Source organism: Neobacillus sp. DZ-9 (assembly GCF_059587065.1).
In genome coordinates this window covers 114008-131817 of record NZ_JCAIOL010000010.1, presented here as the reverse complement: position 1 = coordinate 131817, position 17810 = coordinate 114008, and the positions used below count along the sequence as shown (strand labels likewise).

The 17810-nt window shown below is 41.2% G+C and carries 16 protein-coding genes and 2 pseudogenes; 5 read left to right on the top strand and 13 right to left on the bottom strand.

The window, feature by feature from the left end; genetic code table 11:
* Position 1: 1 nt before the first annotated feature.
* From AC59HZ_RS24360 to guaD, 7 genes and pseudogenes are all read right to left on the bottom strand, one after another.
* The gene (locus AC59HZ_RS24360; RefSeq protein WP_496548341.1) at positions 2–712 is read right to left on the bottom strand and encodes a response regulator transcription factor; all 711 of its coding nucleotides are present in this window, start codon (positions 710–712) and stop codon (positions 2–4) included.
* A gap of 81 nt (positions 713–793) precedes the next feature.
* Complete coding sequence (locus AC59HZ_RS24355; protein WP_496548340.1) at positions 794–1150, bottom strand: YxeA family protein; 357 nt, start codon at positions 1148–1150, stop codon at positions 794–796.
* A 13-nt stretch (positions 1151–1163) separates the two neighbouring features.
* On the bottom strand, positions 1164–3098 hold the full coding sequence (locus AC59HZ_RS24350) for an FtsX-like permease family protein (RefSeq protein WP_496548339.1): 1935 nt from the start codon (positions 3096–3098) through the stop codon (positions 1164–1166).
* The gene (locus tag AC59HZ_RS24345) at positions 3099–3854 is read right to left on the bottom strand and encodes an ABC transporter ATP-binding protein (RefSeq protein WP_496548338.1); all 756 of its coding nucleotides are present in this window, start codon (positions 3852–3854) and stop codon (positions 3099–3101) included.
* Between the two features lie 247 nt (positions 3855–4101).
* Positions 4102–4440 (bottom strand): annotated as a pseudogene (locus AC59HZ_RS24340) (COG4315 family predicted lipoprotein); the annotation flags it as partial.
* A gap of 48 nt (positions 4441–4488) precedes the next feature.
* Positions 4489–4941, bottom strand: a pseudogene (locus tag AC59HZ_RS24335) (COG4315 family predicted lipoprotein); the annotation flags it as partial.
* A 147-nt stretch (positions 4942–5088) separates the two neighbouring features.
* Positions 5089–6462, bottom strand: coding sequence for a guanine deaminase (guaD, locus tag AC59HZ_RS24330; protein WP_496548337.1), 1374 nt, complete (start codon positions 6460–6462; stop codon positions 5089–5091).
* 250 nt (positions 6463–6712) lie between these two features.
* Between guaD and AC59HZ_RS24325 the strand changes: the two genes are divergently transcribed.
* The 4 genes from AC59HZ_RS24325 to AC59HZ_RS24310 all read left to right on the top strand — a co-directional run bounded on the left by AC59HZ_RS24325 (position 6713) and on the right by AC59HZ_RS24310 (position 11806).
* Positions 6713–7966 carry a dicarboxylate/amino acid:cation symporter gene (locus AC59HZ_RS24325; RefSeq protein WP_496548336.1) on the top strand — a complete coding sequence of 418 codons (1254 nt, stop codon included), beginning with the start codon at positions 6713–6715 and terminating at the stop codon, positions 7964–7966.
* A gap of 109 nt (positions 7967–8075) precedes the next feature.
* A complete protein-coding gene (locus tag AC59HZ_RS24320) occupies positions 8076–8753 on the top strand; it encodes a response regulator (RefSeq protein ID WP_496548335.1) in 678 nt (225 codons plus the stop codon).
* A gap of 14 nt (positions 8754–8767) precedes the next feature.
* A complete protein-coding gene (dcuS, locus tag AC59HZ_RS24315) occupies positions 8768–10363 on the top strand; it encodes a DcuS/MalK family sensor histidine kinase (protein WP_496548334.1) in 1596 nt (531 codons plus the stop codon).
* A gap of 63 nt (positions 10364–10426) precedes the next feature.
* Positions 10427–11806, top strand: a complete 1380-nt coding sequence (locus tag AC59HZ_RS24310; RefSeq protein WP_496548440.1) for an NAD-dependent malic enzyme — start codon at positions 10427–10429, stop codon at positions 11804–11806.
* Between the two features lie 122 nt (positions 11807–11928).
* Here the strand turns inward: AC59HZ_RS24310 and AC59HZ_RS24305 are convergent, their stop codons facing one another.
* Positions 11929–12270 carry a zinc ribbon domain-containing protein YjdM gene (locus AC59HZ_RS24305; protein WP_496548333.1) on the bottom strand — a complete coding sequence of 114 codons (342 nt, stop codon included), beginning with the start codon at positions 12268–12270 and terminating at the stop codon, positions 11929–11931.
* A 174-nt stretch (positions 12271–12444) separates the two neighbouring features.
* On the opposite strand from AC59HZ_RS24305, the gene AC59HZ_RS24300 reads away from it, so the two are divergent.
* Positions 12445–13362, top strand: a complete 918-nt coding sequence (locus AC59HZ_RS24300) for an aldo/keto reductase (RefSeq protein WP_496548332.1) — start codon at positions 12445–12447, stop codon at positions 13360–13362.
* 79 nt (positions 13363–13441) lie between these two features.
* On the opposite strand, the gene hxlB is transcribed toward AC59HZ_RS24300, so the two are convergent.
* The 5 genes from hxlB to AC59HZ_RS24275 form a co-directional block, all read right to left on the bottom strand.
* Positions 13442–13990, bottom strand: coding sequence for a 6-phospho-3-hexuloisomerase (hxlB, locus tag AC59HZ_RS24295; protein ID WP_496548331.1), 549 nt, complete (start codon positions 13988–13990; stop codon positions 13442–13444).
* A gap of 2 nt (positions 13991–13992) precedes the next feature.
* Complete coding sequence (hxlA, locus tag AC59HZ_RS24290; RefSeq protein WP_496548330.1) at positions 13993–14628, bottom strand: 3-hexulose-6-phosphate synthase; 636 nt, start codon at positions 14626–14628, stop codon at positions 13993–13995.
* Positions 14629–14692: 64 nt separating this feature from the next.
* Positions 14693–15670: a LacI family DNA-binding transcriptional regulator gene (locus AC59HZ_RS24285; RefSeq protein WP_496548329.1), complete on the bottom strand. Its 978-nt coding sequence runs from the start codon at positions 15668–15670 to the stop codon at positions 14693–14695.
* A 160-nt stretch (positions 15671–15830) separates the two neighbouring features.
* Positions 15831–16466 carry a bifunctional 4-hydroxy-2-oxoglutarate aldolase/2-dehydro-3-deoxy-phosphogluconate aldolase gene (locus AC59HZ_RS24280; protein WP_496548328.1) on the bottom strand — a complete coding sequence of 212 codons (636 nt, stop codon included), beginning with the start codon at positions 16464–16466 and terminating at the stop codon, positions 15831–15833.
* 63 nt (positions 16467–16529) lie between these two features.
* Positions 16530–17810: an MFS transporter gene (locus AC59HZ_RS24275; protein WP_496548327.1), complete on the bottom strand. Its 1281-nt coding sequence runs from the start codon at positions 17808–17810 to the stop codon at positions 16530–16532.

The following is a 17810-nucleotide window of genomic DNA, read 5'->3' as shown; positions in this document are numbered from 1 at the left end:
ATTATTCATCCTCTATAGCAAGCTTATAGCCCAAGCCCTTTATGGTAATCAAATATTTTGGCTGAGAAGGCTGTTCTTCGATTTTTTCCCGTAATCTTCGGATATGGACCATAACTGTATTATCCATTCCAAAGAATTCCTCGCCCCAAACGGTATCATAAAGCTGTTCTTTACTGATTACTTTGTTTTTATTCTGGAGGAAATACTTCATTAAGCCGAGTTCCTTTGGCTTTAAGTCAATTACTTCTCCGCTTTTTGTTAGTTGTGCCTGTTCCTCATGTAATTCAAATGGGCCAACTTTCATGATCGAATCTTTCACCACGTCTGTCTGCATATAATCGGCTCTCCGCAATTGCGCTTTTACTCGATATGCCACCTCTTTAGGGCTAAATGGCTTTGTAATATAATCATCGCCGCCTATGGCAAAGCCTAAAATTTTATCAATTTCTTCTGTTTTTGCAGACAAAAATAAGATTGGAACCTTCGAGATGTTTCTTATTTGTTTACATACCTCATAGCCTTCTCCGTCTGGCAGCATAATATCTAATAAAACGATATCTGGATTCTCTTTTTGGAATTGATGAAACCCCTCTTTCACCGTAGTTGCGGTCAACACATTTTCAATTCCCTCTTTAACCAGAACCGTTTTAATAAGTCTTAAAATATCTTCTTCATCGTCTATAATTAGAACCTTTTTATTATTGAATGACATCGAATCCTTACCTCCAATAACTTATTATAATCAAAAAAGAACCCTTTTTAATAAGGCTTCCCTTTGGATTTTTTCTAATCATCACTTCAATTTGCCAGCAGCCTTCTTAGGCATCTCTTTTTTTGTGACTTCCTGATAGGATGTAACTCCTTTTCCATCTTTCACAAATAGGGTTAAATAAGCCTTTTCCCGTAGCAGTTTTTGAGCAGTAAATGTAAATTCTTTTTGTTGGCCATTCTTATCAAATGCCGGCAGTTTATATTCATAGCTTACAAATTTTTCTCCCTTGCTACCTTTATATTCTATCTTTTTTCCTTCTCCAATAATTTGAGTATAATACTGGTTGGCTCCCATCCTGTTAAAGTTTACCTTTTGGATGATTACTAGACCACCAAGCAGTAGAGCTACGATGATGATGAACGGTATTATTTTTTTCATTTGTTTATCTCCTCTATTCATTTGATTTCGTTACCATTTTGTAGTAAGTATTCACTGTTAGGAAGTAATAAGCGATGTAAATACAAACATAAACGCCTATACAGATCATGACAGGAATAGCTAGGTTTGTTTGCATCAGCCTTGATAAAGCAGTCAAAGCAACTAAACAGTGTGCAATGCCTGCTAGTAATGGCAAAGCAAAAACAAATAATATTTGTTTCGAAATTGATTTCTTAACTTCCTTTTTATTTACACCAATTTTGTGTAATATTTCATAACGCTCTTTGTCTAGGTGTGCTTCCGTCAGCTGTTTAAAGTAAATAATGCTTCCTGTTGCTGCAAGGAATACAAGCCCTAAGAATCCACCCATAAAAATGAGTAAACCGGTTGCCTCCATTCCATTAGCATAATCAGAATAAAAGCTTGAATAGTTTGCTTCCTCTGGCAACATAGCTTGAATATCTTTTGTTAATCCTTTTGCGTCATCTTTATTCGTGATTTCGTAAACTTCCATGTTAACAAGGCTTGACCCATTTTCTAATTTTGAAAAAAGCTTATTACTCACAACAACCGTTATGTTAGATGTACGAAGATTGAGGACATTAAATTTCTTTAATTCTTTAAATGTAATGTTCTCGCTTCGATCCTTTACCTTCAAGGAAACTGTAGCTCCTACATATGTTGGTGATAAACCTTCAAAATAGCTTGCATCTAATGCAGCTGCCTCGTTTCCTTTCAATGATAGAGAATCATTTCTTTTCTGCTCGTTTATTAATTTGTTATAGTTCTCATTTGAAATAATGGTATATTCCACTTCATCAGCGGACATTTTACTATGCAGATTCGTAATATCTACATTGATCTGCAATGCCGGGATGACCTCATGATAAGTAATCTTGTGTTTTTTATCCTGAGAAATTCTCTCTTTTATCTGATTAGAAGTATTTTTATCCTGCGAAATAAACATCATGCTATTTGGATTCGCATTTTCAGCATTACCTCTATTGTTATAATAAAAACTATAGGATGCCCCAACCGCCGTTAATGTTGTCGCACTTAGAACGGCAATAATGGTTAACGTACGCGCATTACCTTTCATTCGATAGAGAAGCTGTGATGTGCTAATTAAGTTAATTCCCTTCCAAAAATGATTTTTATTTTTCCTTAAAATCTTTAATAGGTACACAATAAATGTACTAAATAATAAATAAGTACCTAAGATCACTGTGACCAAAATAACGACAGGTGTTACCATAATGCCCATTTTTCTCCATACTTCTGACTCCAATAAATTTTGAAGGGCAAGCCAATAACCAATACCAATTAATAAAACGGAGAAAATCGCAATTATGACAGACGCCATTGGCTCTTTCTCTCCTTCTTTCTCTGCCTTAAATAATTCAATTAATTTAAATCGATAAATTAATTGATAGCCATGAATGGAAGTAATCGCCGTAATCAGAGTGAACACAATAATTGTGTTAAGTATCGCTGCAGATGAAATGACAAAATTTCCAACTGCCTCATAGCCCATGACCTTCATTAAAAGGGCTACAAAAAACTTAGACAAAATGGATCCAAGGACAATTCCAATCAAAAGGGCTAAAATACCCATGATAAAGTTCTCATAAAATAACATTCGACCTATTTGTTTCTTGCGAACACCTAGTAACGAATACAAACCGACTTCCTTTTTGCGTTTCTTTGTAAAAAATGAGTTTGAATACCAAATAAAAACGGCAACAAAAATCATTAAAACAACCGACGCACCGTTAAAGACGGAACTGATTTTGGTAGAAGAATCGGTGGAAGTTTGGATCGTTTGATCGTATTTTAATGAGACGAAAGTAAAGTAAATGACAATACTAAAAATCATTGATGCAATATACAAAAAATAGTTCGTAAAGTTTTTCCTAATGTTTTTCCTAGCAATGCTGAATAAGGTCATTTACTGTCCACCTCCAAGTGAACCGAGGACATCTAATATTTTTTGGAAAAATTCCTGGCGAGATTTCTGCATTTTGTGGATTTCAGTAAAGATCCTGCCATCTTGAATAAATAATAATCGTTTACAGAAACTTGCAGCAAAGGCATCATGAGTGACCATCATAATCGTTGATTTATTCTGCTCATTTAGTGCTGTTAAGCTTTCTAGCAAGCTGGAGGCAGACTTTAAATCCAATGCACCTGTTGGCTCGTCCGCCAAGATTAAGCTTGGGTTTGTCACAATAGCACGAGATGCAGCTGTTCTCTGTTTCTGACCTCCTGAGATATTATAGGGATATTTATTCAGTATTTCGCGAATTCCAAATGTATCAGCAATTTCCTCGACACGTTCCTTAATCTCCTTTGCTGGTACCTTTGATAAGGCCAGCGGGAGTAAAATATTTTCCTTTACCGTTAACGTATCTAGAAGGTTATAATCTTGAAAAATAAACCCTAGTTGATTTCGCCGAAAATCGGATAGTTCTTCTTCCTTCATTCTGACGATATTTTGATTCGCAATAATGATATCTCCTGATGTTGGAGTATCGATCGTAGAAAAGATATTTAGTAAGGTCGATTTACCAGCACCCGAAGGCCCCATGATTCCTATAAATTCGCCTTCTTTAATTTCCAAATTAATATCTTCCAATGCTTTAAATTGATTTCCTTTTGAACCATATATTTTTTGAACATTTTTTGCTTGTAAGATTGTTTTCATTGAATAAACCTCCTTGAATGACTACAAATATGATTATAATGACTGGACCTTACAGCATTTTTATGTGAACCTTACATAAACCTTAAATAAATGAAGATTGACTAAAAGGTCGGGAAATTTACTTATGGTACGGTTCACCCCGATTAATCCGAAATTTCGACGTTAAAGTGAATTATAAAATTGAAAAAAGGCTTCCTCACAACATTCAGTGAGAAAGCCTTTCTAATTTTAAATATGTTTACTTGAATTAAAAAGTGGTTTCCGCGTTGACAATATACCAAACATTCCCGACACCCTGGCCTGTAACATCGCCCTTTACCTTGTCTTTTATCCAATAATATAGCGGATATCCTTTGTAGGTCACTTGCTCGACCCCATTATCTTCCCGCTTGATCGTGCCAAAATCACTTGGGTTAAAACCTTCCGGAACTTTGAAATCCTTGGCTGAAAATGCCGGCCAGTTTTCCAGACATTGTCCGCTGCAATTGCTTTTTCCAGCTTGATCCTTAGTAAAATAATACAGTGTCATTCCTTTTGCATCCGCTAAGTATTTACCAATTTTGGCATCTTCTAATAATTGTAATTGATTAGCCGTTGCCTCTTCAAACGTGGTTTGACTATTAACAATAAACCAAACATTCCCGACTCCCTGGCCTGTTACATCGCCTTGGGCCTTGTCTTTAATCCAATAATATAGTGGATATCCTTTGTATGTTACTTGCTCTACCCCATTATCTTCCCGCTTGATCGTGCCAAAATCGCTTAGGTTAAAGCCTTCCGGCACCTTGAAATCCTTAGTAGAAAACGCCGGCCAGTTTTCTAAACATTGTCCGCTGCAATTGCTCTTTCCAGCTTGATCCTTGGTAAACCAATATAACGCCATTCCCTTTGAATCCGCTAAGTATTTTCCAACATTCGCATTATCTAATAGTTGTAAACCATTCTCTTCGGACTTACTCCCTTTGTCAGCTGTTACCGTTTCGCTTTTTGGCTCCTTCTTTTTCGTAGTCTGATCAGTCTGGCTGTTACAAGCTGCTAATAATAAGATGACTGAAAAAACTGCTAAGAAAAACGTCCACTTCTTCATTTAAGTCCCTCCCCAAAAATTGTTTACATTTGAGGAAACGGACAATGTTTTAAACCGGTTTGATTTTTTTAAAAATTTTTTCAAAAAAATTCTTACCTTAACGATTAAGCATAGACCGACGCTCCCGAACAACCTTGACTGATAACGTCAACGGTCTTTTCGCGAATGAACCTTTTCCCCTTGGACCCAGACTTCACGAATATTTTCCGGCCGCACCAAATACATGATTTTTTGGAAAATATCGTTTAAATCTTCATTTGCATCATACAAAGGCAGCTTGGCAGTTTCTAGTGTAGTATCGATGAGTTGGACATCCCACACATAGTTTTCCGCAATAAGGCCGATTGGCAGACTTAAACTTTTCCCTCCGCCAGCTGTGGCCAAATAGAACGCTTCATTAATCGTAATCCGTGAATTGGGGACACCGCGTTCTTCAGCAGGAAGAGTGGTATCTACACCATCCTCCAACATTCTCGATGACATCACCGCTTGCCTGGCATTATCGAACAGACTAGGGGAAAAACCTCCTGAAATATCCGAGCCTAATCCAATTTCGACCCCTTTTGAATGCAAACGAGCGATCGGAATAACGCTATTGGCAAAGTAGGCATTGGAAATAGGACAATGACAGACAGCCGTACCCGTTTCTGCAAAGAGCCCAGCATCGTCATCATTTAAAAAATTACAATGCGCCATAACAGACTTTTCACGCAATAGACCAAAATCATGCAAGGCAAACGCATCATTTTTATGAAGACGATCCTGGACATACCCATGCTCCCAGTCACTTTCACTGCAGTGTGATTGGATGTAAGTATCATACTTTGCGGCTAATTCCCCTAAGCCTTTTAATGTATCGTTCGTACAGCTCGGAATAAACCGAGGAGTAACGACTGGGTAAACACCCTGTTTCGATTGCTTCGTCAATTCGTTGACCGCTAAAATAAACTCCTCCGTATCCGCCAGTGCCGATGCGGTATCAGCGTCGCGATAATAATCAGGGGTTTGGTCGGGATTATCCATGACAACCTTTCCCACTAATCCCCTCTGCCCCTTTTCGGCGCATATTTCCGCCAACAATAAACTCGCTTCTTTATGGACGGTTGCAAAATAAAGCGCGGTCGTTGTCCCGTTAGCGAGTAAGGTACTGACGACATCCTCGTACACATTTTTTGCAAAGTCTAAATCGGAAAATTTCGACTCAATCGGAAAGGTATACGTGTTTAACCATTCATAAAGCGGGATATCCAATGCCGTACCGGCCTGGGCCCACTGCGGGGCGTGCACATGCAAATCGATAAAGCCAGGCAACAAATACTGACCGAGAGCCAAACGGTGAAAGTTCTCTCTGCCTTGGTAAGCATCAAGTAAAGCTTGATATCCCACATCCTCAGGCGCCATGATTTTTTCAATCATTCCGTCCTCGTTAATACAAAAAAGATGGTCTTTTAAAATTTGAATTTCTTTTGGAGATTTACTTGTAAATGCAGTTCCTTGGAAAACTTGCGTATATGGTTTCATGAATGACACCCTCATATTCTTGATTTCATACTTGCTATTGTAGGGCAATGAACACGGCAAGTCCAACAAACTAAAGAAGAAATGATGCTCAGACCAAAATAACCAAAAAGAACGATATAACCAAAATATTGTCAGATAATTCACTAAAATTTATACTTCATTTATTGATAGCGAGTTTCTATCATTTTCATCTGGTTTAACATGTAAGTGTTTACATTTTTTTAAACTTAATAGATTAGGAGGATTGTCAATGAAAATCAATTTTAAGAGTCTTACCACGCAAGTTCTGATTGCCATTGTCCTTGGGATTATCTTTGGTGCCTTATTTCCGAAAATGGGTTCCGAATTAAAAGTGTTATCCGATATTTTTGTCAAAATGATCAAAATGGTCATTGCACCGATTATCTTCTTAACCATTGTCGTCGGTATTGCCGGTATGGGGGATATGAAGAAGGTCGGCCGAATTGGCGGAAAAGCTTTACTTTATTTTGAAATCGTTTCCACCATCTCTTTGGCGATCGGCATTTTGTTTGCCACGATTTTCAAGCCAGGTGCAGGGGTCAATGCCCACAGCGCAAAAGCGGACATTAGCCAATTCACCAAGCAGGCAGCAGAAGGAAGCCACAGCTTCATGGACTTTATCATGGGTATCATCCCTGAGAACTTTATGGGTGCTTTAGCCAACGGGCAGCTTCTTCCAATTCTTTTCTTGGCCGTCCTATTCGGAATCGCTCTATCAGGCCTTGGCGAAAGAAGCAAGTCTGTCATTGATTTCTTTGAAAAATTATCCGAAACCTTCTTCCGGATTGTTAACATTATTATGTATTATTCACCGATTGCAGCATTCGGAGCGATCTCCTATACGATTGGCCAATTCGGGATTGGTTCGCTTTTATCCCTTGGAAAATTGTTCGGGTTAACGGTTTTGGCGATGGCCGTGTTTATTGTTGTCATTCTCGGCGGAATTGCAAAATTTTATCGTTTTAATATCTTCAAATTTATCAGCTATATTAAAGACGAAATCTTTTTAGTGCTAGGTACATCTTCTTCTGAATCGGCTCTTCCAAAAATGGTGGAGAAGCTTGAAAATTACGGATGTTCAAAATCTGTTGTCGGTCTTGTTGTACCGACCGGGTATTCGTTTAACTTGGATGGAACCTCCATCTACCTATCGATGGCAGCCCTATTCATCGCTCAGGCTTTCGGAGTTGACTTAACCCTTGGACAGGAAGTCACCCTGCTTGGTGTATTAATGCTTACCTCTAAAGGGGCTGCAGGTGTAACAGGCTCCGGTTTTGTTACCTTGGCAGCAACTCTGGCAGCATTCCCGAGCGTTCCAGTCGAAGGAATTGCCCTTCTTCTAGGGGTTGACCGCTTTATGTCGACGGCCCGTGCCCTGACAAATCTTATCGGCAACGGGGTTGCAACGGTCGTTGTTTCCAAAATGGAAAATGAGTTTGATGATAAAGCGGCAGTAAAGTCATCTTTGAGCAAAACAGCATAACTCTGCTTACACAGGTATTGCTTTCAGCCACGTTATACGTGGCTGTTTCTTTGGTTATCGCCAAAAAGTAAGCTATAATGGGCAAAAAAGGAAGGAAAGGAGAGAATTCATGGAACTGATCCGAGTCTTGATTGTCGAGGATGATCCGATGGTCATGGAGATTAACGCTGAATTTGTATCGAAGCTTCCAGGCTTTATGTTAGTCGGAAAAGCCTTTTCGGGCAAAGATGCACTATCGTTAATGAAGGAAGTCCATCCCAATCTCGTCCTGCTCGATTACTTTTTGCCGGACATGAACGGATTTTCCCTCCTTCAGCTAATTAGAAATGAAAACTATCCTTTAGATGTCATTCTATTAACGGCCAACCGCGACCCCCAGCATGTCCAGGAAATATTCCGCGCTGGGGTTGTCGATTATATTGTTAAGCCGTTCCGGTTTGACCGATTTCAATCGGCGCTGGAGCAATACCGAAATACCTTTAAAAAATTCAAGGAAAATCGGCCGTTGGAGCAGGCTGATTTGGATGCGATGACAAGAGTCTCTGCAAAGCAGCCGGAGCCTGAAGATTCTTTACCAAAAGGATTAAATGACAGGACCCTGAAGCAGGTTTTGCAATATTTAGAAGGCCACACGGGGCCTCTCTCATCTGATGAAGTGGCCGCGGGAACCGGTTTAGCGCGTGTTACCGTACGCCGTTATTTAGAATATCTGGAGAAAAAGGGCGATATCATCATGGAAATTCAATATGGGTCCGTCGGCCGCCCTATGAACAAGTACCGTTTATAGAAAGAGGGGGCCTTGTGCGAAATAAAAAACCACTGTTTCGTCTGCAAACGACCATTACCCTTCTCGTCTGCGGAGTCGTGGCTTTAGCTTTATTTGTAACCGATCTACTCATCAGCCGGGAAATCGGGAGCACGACCAAAAACAATCAGGCAGAAAAAGCATTGAATATTGCCAGGATGACCGCTCATTCTCCCCTTATAATCGAAGCACTCGAGCATAAGCGGAACGAGGGAGACATCCAAGACTTTACCAATAAAATGACGAAAGCTACAAACGTCGAATTTATTGTCGTCCTTGATATGAAGGGGATTCGGAAATCACATCCTAATCCTAGTAAAATCGGGGAACGATTTGTCGGCGGGGATGAAGGGCCTGTCCTCCATGGCCATGAACATATCTCAACCGCCAAAGGAACCTTAGGCTATTCTTTAAGAGCGTTTACGCCTGCTTACTCAAGTTCAGGGAAACAAATTGGCGCTGTAGCGGTTGGAATTTCCCTTGATAAGGTCAAACAGGATGTAAATAACAGCAAAAAGGTTATTATACTTGCCGTCATTTTCGGGGTCTTGATTGGCATCATCGGAGCTGTTATTGTAGCTAGAAAAATTAAAAAAAGCATGTTTGGACTCGAACCGTTTGAAATCGGAAAATTACTGGAAGAGAGAAGCGCTATGCTTCAATCAACAAAGGAAGGTATCCTGGCAGTTGACCAGGACGCCCGGATCACGCTCATTAATAATGAAGCACTGCGTTTATTCGAAGAGGCAGGGATCAAGGAAAATCCAGTAGGACTTCTTGTCGACGAATGCATCCCTCAGATACATCTAAAAAACATCCTAAAAACGGGAAAACCTCGGCTGAATGAAGAAATCGATTTATCCGGTATTACCTTGTTAACAAATCAACTGCCCATCCGAGTCGGAAATGAAATGGTTGGGGCGATCACGACCTTCCGCAACAAAACGGAAATCAATAAGCTGGCAAAAGAGCTTACGGGAGTCACGCTCTATGCAGAAGCGTTGCGGGCCCAGTCCCACGAATTTATGAACAAGCTTCATGTGATTCTCGGGTTAGTCCATCTCGAACGCTATGAAAAGCTGGCAGACTATGTTAACCAGATTTCCGACCACCTTCAAAACGAAGTCGGTTATATCGTTAGTAAAATAAAAGACCCAGCCTTAGCGGGGTTCATTCTCGGGAAAATGAGTTACGCCAGGGAACTGGGGGCAGAGCTGTCCTTAACAGCAGAAGCGGTTTTGCCAGAGCCTGCTTCACCTGAGATCACGCATGAATTAATCACGGTAATCGGAAATTTAATTGATAATGCTTTAGAGGCTTTCACAGACCAGGATAACAAGCAAGTATCGGTTCATCTTGATTATTACGATCATGAGGTTTTCGTTGAGGTAGCTGATAATGGGCCGGGGATAAACGAAGAACTTTCGGAAAAAATCTTTTACAAAGGCGTTTCGACGAAAGGAAAGGATCGAGGAATTGGTTTATCTCTCGTGAAGCGAAGTGTGGAAAAACTTCATGGGAATCTGGAAGTTTCATCAGTTATTGGAGAGGGAACAAGATTTACGCTTAAGATCCCTTACCAAATTAAATAGAAAAATTACCTTCAAGGAGTGTTCAGAATGCCAATTGGAAAAGGTTCAAGTACACATATTATTATGCGTTTACAATTAGACGTGGAGGTTTTTTCATTCGGTGAAATTGCCAGCTGTATCAGCAATGCAGGCGGCGATATTATCGGGGTCGATGTAATTTCCTCAAGCAAAACTCATACCATCCGGGACATCACTGTCAACGTCCATGGTTTAAAGCACAGCCGGCTGATGGGCGAATTAATCTCCCAGCTTAAGGGGGTCAAGGTCCTACAAATTTCGGACCGAACGTTCCTGATGCATCTAGGAGGAAAAATCGAAACCGCACTCAAAACGAGAATTAAGAATAGGGAAGATTTGGCGAGGGTCTATACACCTGGAGTAGCAAATGTCTGCAGCGCGATTGCTGAAGAACCTGAAAAAGCTTATTCCTTAACAATTAAGCGCAACACGATTGCGGTTATCTCAGACGGAACTGCCGTCCTAGGTCTTGGGAATATTGGACCGTATGCCGCCATGCCGGTTATGGAAGGTAAGGCGATGCTCTTTAAACAACTGGCGAATGTCGATTCTTTCCCACTCTGTCTCGATACGGAAGATACGGAAGAAATCATTCGTACGATTAAAGCCGTTGCCCCGGCCTTTGGCGGCATCAATTTAGAGGATATTTCTGCACCAAGATGCTTTGAAATCGAAAAAAGATTAAAGCAAGAGCTCGATATCCCTGTTTTTCATGACGATCAACATGGAACCGCCGTTGTGCTTCTAGCCGGACTTTTAAACGCTTTAAGAATTACCAATAAAAAGCTTGAGGATATCAAAGTAGTCTTCACTGGCATTGGTGCAGCCGGAATGGCGTGTACAAAGATTCTCCTTTCAGCAGGGATTCGCAACATTATTGGGGTAGACAGGCATGGGGCGATCCACCGTGATGTTCAGTATGACAATCCTTATTGGAATACCTACGCTAAAATGACCAATCCCGATAATCTAAAGGGTTCTTTATCAGAAGTTATTGTCGGGGCTGACGTTTTTATCGGCGTTTCCGCTCCTGGAATCTTGAAGGTTGAGGATGTAAAAACGATGGCGAAGGATCCGATTGTATTCGCCATGGCCAACCCGGAACCGGAAATTAACCCAGATCTCGCCGAGCCATATGTACGGGTAATGGCGACCGGCCGCTCCGATTACCCGAATCAAATCAATAATGTTCTTTGTTTTCCGGGAATATTCCGCGGTGCGCTTGACTGCCGTGCGAGTGAAATTAATGAAGAAATGAAAGTGGCGGCAGCGAAAGCGATTGCTTCCGTTGTGTCGGATGAAGAACTAAGCGAATCGTATATTATTCCGAGTGTGTTCAATGATAAGGTCGTGGAACGGGTTCGCGCAGCCGTGGTCCAAGCAGCCCGTCAGACTGGCGTAGCGCGGAAAGAGCCGCGCCCGTGATTTTAGCTTTTTTAAGTTTTATCGGCGGATTTTTGAGGTTTATCGGCGAATCGAAAAATCACCCCTCTTAAAATAATTGGGACAGTTATCAAAACTGTCCCCTTTTTTGTAAAAAGATTAATTTATACTTTTTTTACAAATTCAGATTTTAATTTCATCGCACCAAAACCTTCAATTTTACAGTCTATATCGTGGTCTCCTTCTACTAACCGGATATTTTTCACTTTGGTACCGACTTTTAAGACTGAGGAGCTCCCTTTTACTTTAAGATCTTTGATGATGGTTACCGTATCACCATCATTTAGGACATTTCCATTGGCATCCTTGAAAACCTTTTGATCTTCACTATTATCTGTTTCTAATTCTGAAGACCACTCATAGCCACATTCAGGGCAAACAAAAAGATTCCCATCCTCATAAGTGTATTCCGAATGACATTTTGGACAATTAGGCAAAGTAGACATAGCGGCATTTCCTCCATTTATTATCTTACATAAAGCATAGTCCAGCCTATATCTATTTGCAAACTCTCATATCTCTTTTAAAAAATTTTTAGCCAACTTTCCCCCTTCAAAATTGATAGTTTTAAGAATAGTATGTCAAAATAGATAGGAATAAAAAATGGAGGGATATTGACCATGAGAACGATGAAACTCGGAAGCAGTTCATTAGAATTACCGGTTCTGGCCGTTGGCTGTATGCGAATTAATTCGCTGGACAAACCTGATGCTGAGCGCTTTGTCCAAACCGCTTTAGAAGAAGGGGTAAACTTTTTCGACCATGCCGATATATATGGCGGCGGAACATGTGAGGAAATATTCGCTGATGCCATTCATATGAATGCTGCGGTTCGCGAAAAAATTATTTTGCAATCCAAATGCGGGATTCGCAAGGGCATGTTCGACTTTTCGAAGGATTATATTTTAGAGTCCGTCGACGGAATATTAAAACGCCTGAACACCGAATATCTTGACGTTCTCCTACTGCATCGCCCGGATGCGCTTGTGGAGCCTGAAGAAGTCGCTGAAGCGTTTGATATTCTTGAAAGTTCCGGAAAAGTGCGGCATTTCGGTGTATCGAATCAGAATCCGATGCAAATCCAGCTTCTTCAGAAATTTGTGAAGCAGCCAATTGTAGCAAACCAACTGCAATTAAGCATCACCAACGCCACGATGATATCGAATGGAATCAATGTCAACATGGAAAATGATTCAGCCATTAATCGGGATGGAAGCGTGCTTGATTTTTGCAGATTGAATGATATTACTATTCAACCATGGTCTCCCTTCCAATATGGATTCTTTGAGGGCGTATTTCTTGGCAGCGACAAGTTCCCTGAGCTAAATCAGAAGATTGATGAAATCGCTGCTAAATATGAAGTGAGCAACACGACCATCGCGGTTGCATGGCTATTGCGTCATCCGGCCAAAATGCAGCCTGTCATTGGTACCATGAATCTGGACAGGTTACAAGATTGCTGTCAGGCAAGCGAAATTCATCTGACACGGGAAGAATGGTATTCTATCTATCGTGCTGCAGGCAACATCCTTCCTTAAATAATGTCATGTGTAAAAAAAATAAGTCGGCCTCTAAACTGGTTAGAGACCGACTTATTTTTCAATAATTCATTCGTTTTTACTCCAAATTACTATGCCGGCCAAACGCTTCGGAATGGTCCACTTCATTCAGCTTGCCAAACAGCAGACAGATGGTATCAAACAAAATATGCACACTTTGGTCAAAAAGAGATCCAAGCGGTTGAATCGTTTGTAATTCATTCTCGCGCCGATACTTAGTTGCTGCTGGTACATGTAGGATATGAGTAGCAGCCGCGGCCAGTGGTGACTCAGGATTGGTGGTAACTGCCATCACCGAGCAGCCGATTGATTGTGTTTTTTCAGAGGTCCAAACTACACTCTTCGTCGTACCAGATCCCGATACCGCCACCAGGAGATCCCCCTGTTCAATCGATGGGGTAATCGTTTCACCCACTACAAACACCGTTGCCCCCAAATGCATCAATCTCATCGCAAAAGATTTCGCCATTAAGCCGGAGCGGCCTTCACCAATAATGAAAATCCGCTTCGCCTGGTGCAATTCGGATGCTAATGTTTTGAGCTGCCCTTCTTCCACCTGACTAATAACCGTTTCTACTTCTTTTAAAATTGTTTGGATGACTGACATCTTTATTCCCCCTGCCCAATTTCTTGTTTAAATGTTGCCGCGGCCTCTGTCGGATTTTTTGCTTTTGTAATCGCCGAGCCCACAATGACCACTGATGGATTTAATGTCTTTCTTAAACTTTCCAACGAATCCAACGTAATTCCGCCAGCAGCTGCTAGTTTAAGAGTCGGATCCGTAAGAAGTCCGTCGTGCTTTGTACCCAAGTTCTGTGCCCCGGATTCCTCTTGCTCATCTTTACTTACATGAGCGCAAAATACGGCTTCGTTGTACTTTAATAATTCCCATACTTGTTCTTTTGAGGTATTCAATAAATCAAACATTACCAATTTGTTATAACGTTTGGCCACTTCTATGCAGGCATCAATCGTTACGAGCGGGGATACCCCCATAACAGTGGCGACATCTGCCCCGGCTTCGAAGGCCATTTCGAATTCATAACGGGCATTGTCAATCGTTTTCATATCAGCCACAATCACCTTATTTGGAAAAGCCTGCTTTAGCTCTTTTACACTGCTCATCCCAAATTCTTTAATTAAAGAGGTTCCTACCTCCACCCAATCAATGGAGTCCTCCACTTGTTTGGTAAGTTCAATGGCTTCGGCAATCGTCATTCGGTCCAAAGCAAGTTGTAATTTCATAGGTTTAATCTCCTTACTAAATCGGTTTAGTAAATCTGCAAATGAGATGGTGTCAGGCACCCGCCTACACCATCTGACTTGGGAACACAAATTCTTCCGGCTCTCGCTCGACTTTGTTGATTTGATCAAACAACAATTCCGCTGCCTTCCGCCCCATTTCCGTGGCTGGCTGGACAATAAACGAAATCGGTGTTTCGACTAAATGAGCAAACGGAATATTATCAAAGACAATCAATTCAACATCCTCGCCAAGTTTAAGACCCTTTTCTTTTAAAAATTCCACAACCGCTAGAAAAACACGGTCATTTCCAGCAAACAAAGCGGTCGGCCGCTCCTCCGAGGAAAAGAGTTTTTCTAATTTCCCCTGCATTTCAACAATGCTGGATTCAATAATAAAATCATCGGTTACTTTTAAACCGGCATCTATCATCGCTTTTTTATAGCCTTCCAATCGATCCCGGCGCGTACTGACCGTTAAGGGCTGAACAGCAAAGGCAATGTTTTGATGACCCTTCTCAATCAAAGATTGTATGGCCTTATAGGTGGACATAACGTTATCGGTTAGCACCGAAAACGCATCGAGATTTTCAACCCTTCGATCGACAAACACGACTGGATAGCCTTGCTTAATCATGCTTTCATATAAATCATTATTTTTTCCGGTTGGAAAAATAATTAAACCGTCTACTTGCTTAGCCCGCAGCATCTCAATATAACGCTTTTCTTTTTCCGGATTATCATCGGCGTTGCACACGATGGCATGCAAATCGTGATCTTGGCAGAAGTCCTCAATCGCACGGCTGATCTCGGTTGATAAATAGTGCATAATATTGGCCACGATGATGCCGACCATAGAGGTCCTCTTTTGCTTTAAGCTTCTGGCAATATAGTTGGGCTGATAGCCTAGCTTTTCTATCGCTTCTTCAATTTTCTGTTTTGTTTTCTCACCCATGTATTCAAACCGTTTGTTGAGAAATTGCGAAACGGTACTTTTAGAGACACCGGCTTCTTTCGCTACATCGGCCATTGTTACTTTTTCCATACAATCCACTCTTTCAATCTGCATCAATGACTTCATTTTAGCGATAAATCATCGGTTTTTCCAGTTTTGTAAATATTGTTTTAAGATAAGAGACGTGTGTTCATTGCCCGCGAAGCTCGAAATTGAGCTCTCATGGTAAATGAAATGATTTCTGTTCAGCTCATCCCCGCGCACTCTGAACCTCTTCCATCAACTTCCTGGCATTTTGTGTGACCTCGAATAAATATTCCTCTGTTAGTGCCCTAGCAGGATCAACCAATGAAGTGCCGACACCAACCGCCACCGCTCCAGCACGAATATAATCCTTGGCGTTTTGCAGGTTAATGCCTCCTGTTGGCATCAGCGGGATATGCGGCAGCGGACCGGCAATATTTTTAAAATAACCAGGACCCACCGTTCCTGCTGGAAAAACCTTTATCGCATCAGCGCCATGTTCATAAGCGTTTAGAATTTCCGTTGGGGTAAAGGCACCCGGCACACTAATGACCCCATACCGTTTCGTCATGCGGATTGTTTCCACATTGACCGTTGGCGAAAAAATAAACTTCGATCCGGCCATAATAGCAGCTCGTGCTGTCTCTGGATCGAGGACAGTCCCAGCACCAACTAACAAGTCATCCCCAAATACATCTGCAGCTTTTTCAATAATTGCTAAGGCCTTCGGTGTTTCCATCGTGATTTCAATAGCTGTAACTCCGCCTTCTTTTAGGGCGTTTGCCATTGGAATAATCGATTCAAGTGTGGCGCCGCGAATCACCGCAACAACTGCTCTATTTTTAAGTTCCTCCATACCCATTCAAAATCTCTCCCTTTAATGGTCAACAGCTTTAGAGATGAAACTCTAAAGCTGCGGACAGTTTTATGCACTTATATTGACATTTCCGGATTCCGTTTGTTTTTTCGCTGACTTTACTGCCCATACCGTTAAAAGAGCGGATAGGAATAGTGAGCCTGCCATGAAGATATATGAGGCACTAAATCCACCCGTTGCTCCATTCAAATAACCAACTGCATAGGACCCAGCAAAAGAACCTAATGCACCCATACTGTTAATCAGAGCCATCGCGCCTCCGGCTACATTACGCGGCAGTATTTCTGGAATGATTGCAAAGAATGGGCCATATGGAGCATACATCGCACCACCGGCAATTACTAATAAGATGAATGAAATCCAAAAATGGTTTGTTCCGATCGCATATGAAGCATAGAATGCAATGGCACCAATTAATAGGAACGGCCAAACAAATGCGTTTCGATTCAAGGTTTTATCAGAGAAATAAGAAGCAACTAACATAAGAATAATAGCTAAAATATAAGGAACCGAAGACAACCAGCCAGTTTTGACGATATCCATATTTGGCGCTGCTTTAATAATGGATGGGAGCCACATAACAAATCCATAGACCCCAATGCTCCAAAGGAAGTATTGCGCACTTAACAAAATAACCGGTTTTGATTTAAAGGCTTCGCCATAATTTTTAACAGGTTTAATACCTTCCTGCTCTTTTGCTAACTGTTGTTCAAAATCTTTCTTTTCTTGCTCGGTTAACCATTTTGCTTCTCTAGGTTTGTCATTGACAACCTTCCACCAAATAAATGCCCAAATCACGGCAGGAAGACCTTCAGCAATAAACATCCATCTCCAGCCAACCGAGTTTACTAAATAACCAGAAACAATCGACATCCATAATACCGTTGCAGGGTTTCCTAAAATTAAGAACGTATTCGCACGAGAGCGTTCTGCTTTTGTAAACCAGTTACTTAAAAGGACCAGCATGGAAGGCATAACGGCACTTTCCACGACGCCAAGAGCAAAGCGAATCACAAATAATAATTTAATATTCGAGACCATACCTGTAAAAGAAGCTAATAACCCCCAGGCAATCAATGACCAGAAAATGAGGACCTTCGCACTCTTTTTCTCAGCAAATGCAGCACCAGGCACTTGGAAAAAGAAATATCCTAAGAAGAAAAGTGAACCAAGCAAGGAAGATGTACCAGCTGTAATGTGAAGATCCTCGGCTAAACCGGAAGCAGCCCCGAAGCCATAGTTGGCACGGTCAAGATAGGCAAGACTGTAAGTAATGAAAGCAATCGGAATTAAGCGCAGCCATCTTTGTTTCGCAATCGTTTGTTTCAT

Bases quoted from the DNA above. Each gene is read 5' to 3' on its own strand.
- AC59HZ_RS24275 (WP_496548327.1), bottom strand. From the start codon at position 17,810: ATGAAACAAACGATTGCGAAACAAAGATGGCTGCGCTTAATTCCGATT.
- AC59HZ_RS24350 (WP_496548339.1), bottom strand. From the start codon at position 3,098: ATGACCTTATTCAGCATTGCTAGGAAAAACATTAGGAAAAACTTTACG.
- AC59HZ_RS24345 (WP_496548338.1), bottom strand. From the start codon at position 3,854: ATGAAAACAATCTTACAAGCAAAAAATGTTCAAAAAATATATGGTTCA.
- AC59HZ_RS24360 (WP_496548341.1), bottom strand. From the start codon at position 712: ATGTCATTCAATAATAAAAAGGTTCTAATTATAGACGATGAAGAAGAT.
- guaD (WP_496548337.1), bottom strand. From the start codon at position 6,462: ATGAAACCATATACGCAAGTTTTCCAAGGAACTGCATTTACAAGTAAA.
- AC59HZ_RS24285 (WP_496548329.1), bottom strand. From the start codon at position 15,670: ATGGAAAAAGTAACAATGGCCGATGTAGCGAAAGAAGCCGGTGTCTCT.
- AC59HZ_RS24305 (WP_496548333.1), bottom strand. From the start codon at position 12,270: ATGTCTACTTTGCCTAATTGTCCAAAATGTCATTCGGAATACACTTAT.
- AC59HZ_RS24320 (WP_496548335.1), top strand. From the start codon at position 8,076: ATGGAACTGATCCGAGTCTTGATTGTCGAGGATGATCCGATGGTCATG.
- AC59HZ_RS24310 (WP_496548440.1), top strand. From the start codon at position 10,427: ATGCGTTTACAATTAGACGTGGAGGTTTTTTCATTCGGTGAAATTGCC.
- AC59HZ_RS24355 (WP_496548340.1), bottom strand. From the start codon at position 1,150: ATGAAAAAAATAATACCGTTCATCATCATCGTAGCTCTACTGCTTGGT.
- hxlA (WP_496548330.1), bottom strand. From the start codon at position 14,628: ATGAAATTACAACTTGCTTTGGACCGAATGACGATTGCCGAAGCCATT.
- AC59HZ_RS24280 (WP_496548328.1), bottom strand. From the start codon at position 16,466: ATGGGTATGGAGGAACTTAAAAATAGAGCAGTTGTTGCGGTGATTCGC.
- AC59HZ_RS24300 (WP_496548332.1), top strand. From the start codon at position 12,445: ATGAGAACGATGAAACTCGGAAGCAGTTCATTAGAATTACCGGTTCTG.
- AC59HZ_RS24325 (WP_496548336.1), top strand. From the start codon at position 6,713: ATGAAAATCAATTTTAAGAGTCTTACCACGCAAGTTCTGATTGCCATT.
- hxlB (WP_496548331.1), bottom strand. From the start codon at position 13,990: ATGTCAGTCATCCAAACAATTTTAAAAGAAGTAGAAACGGTTATTAGT.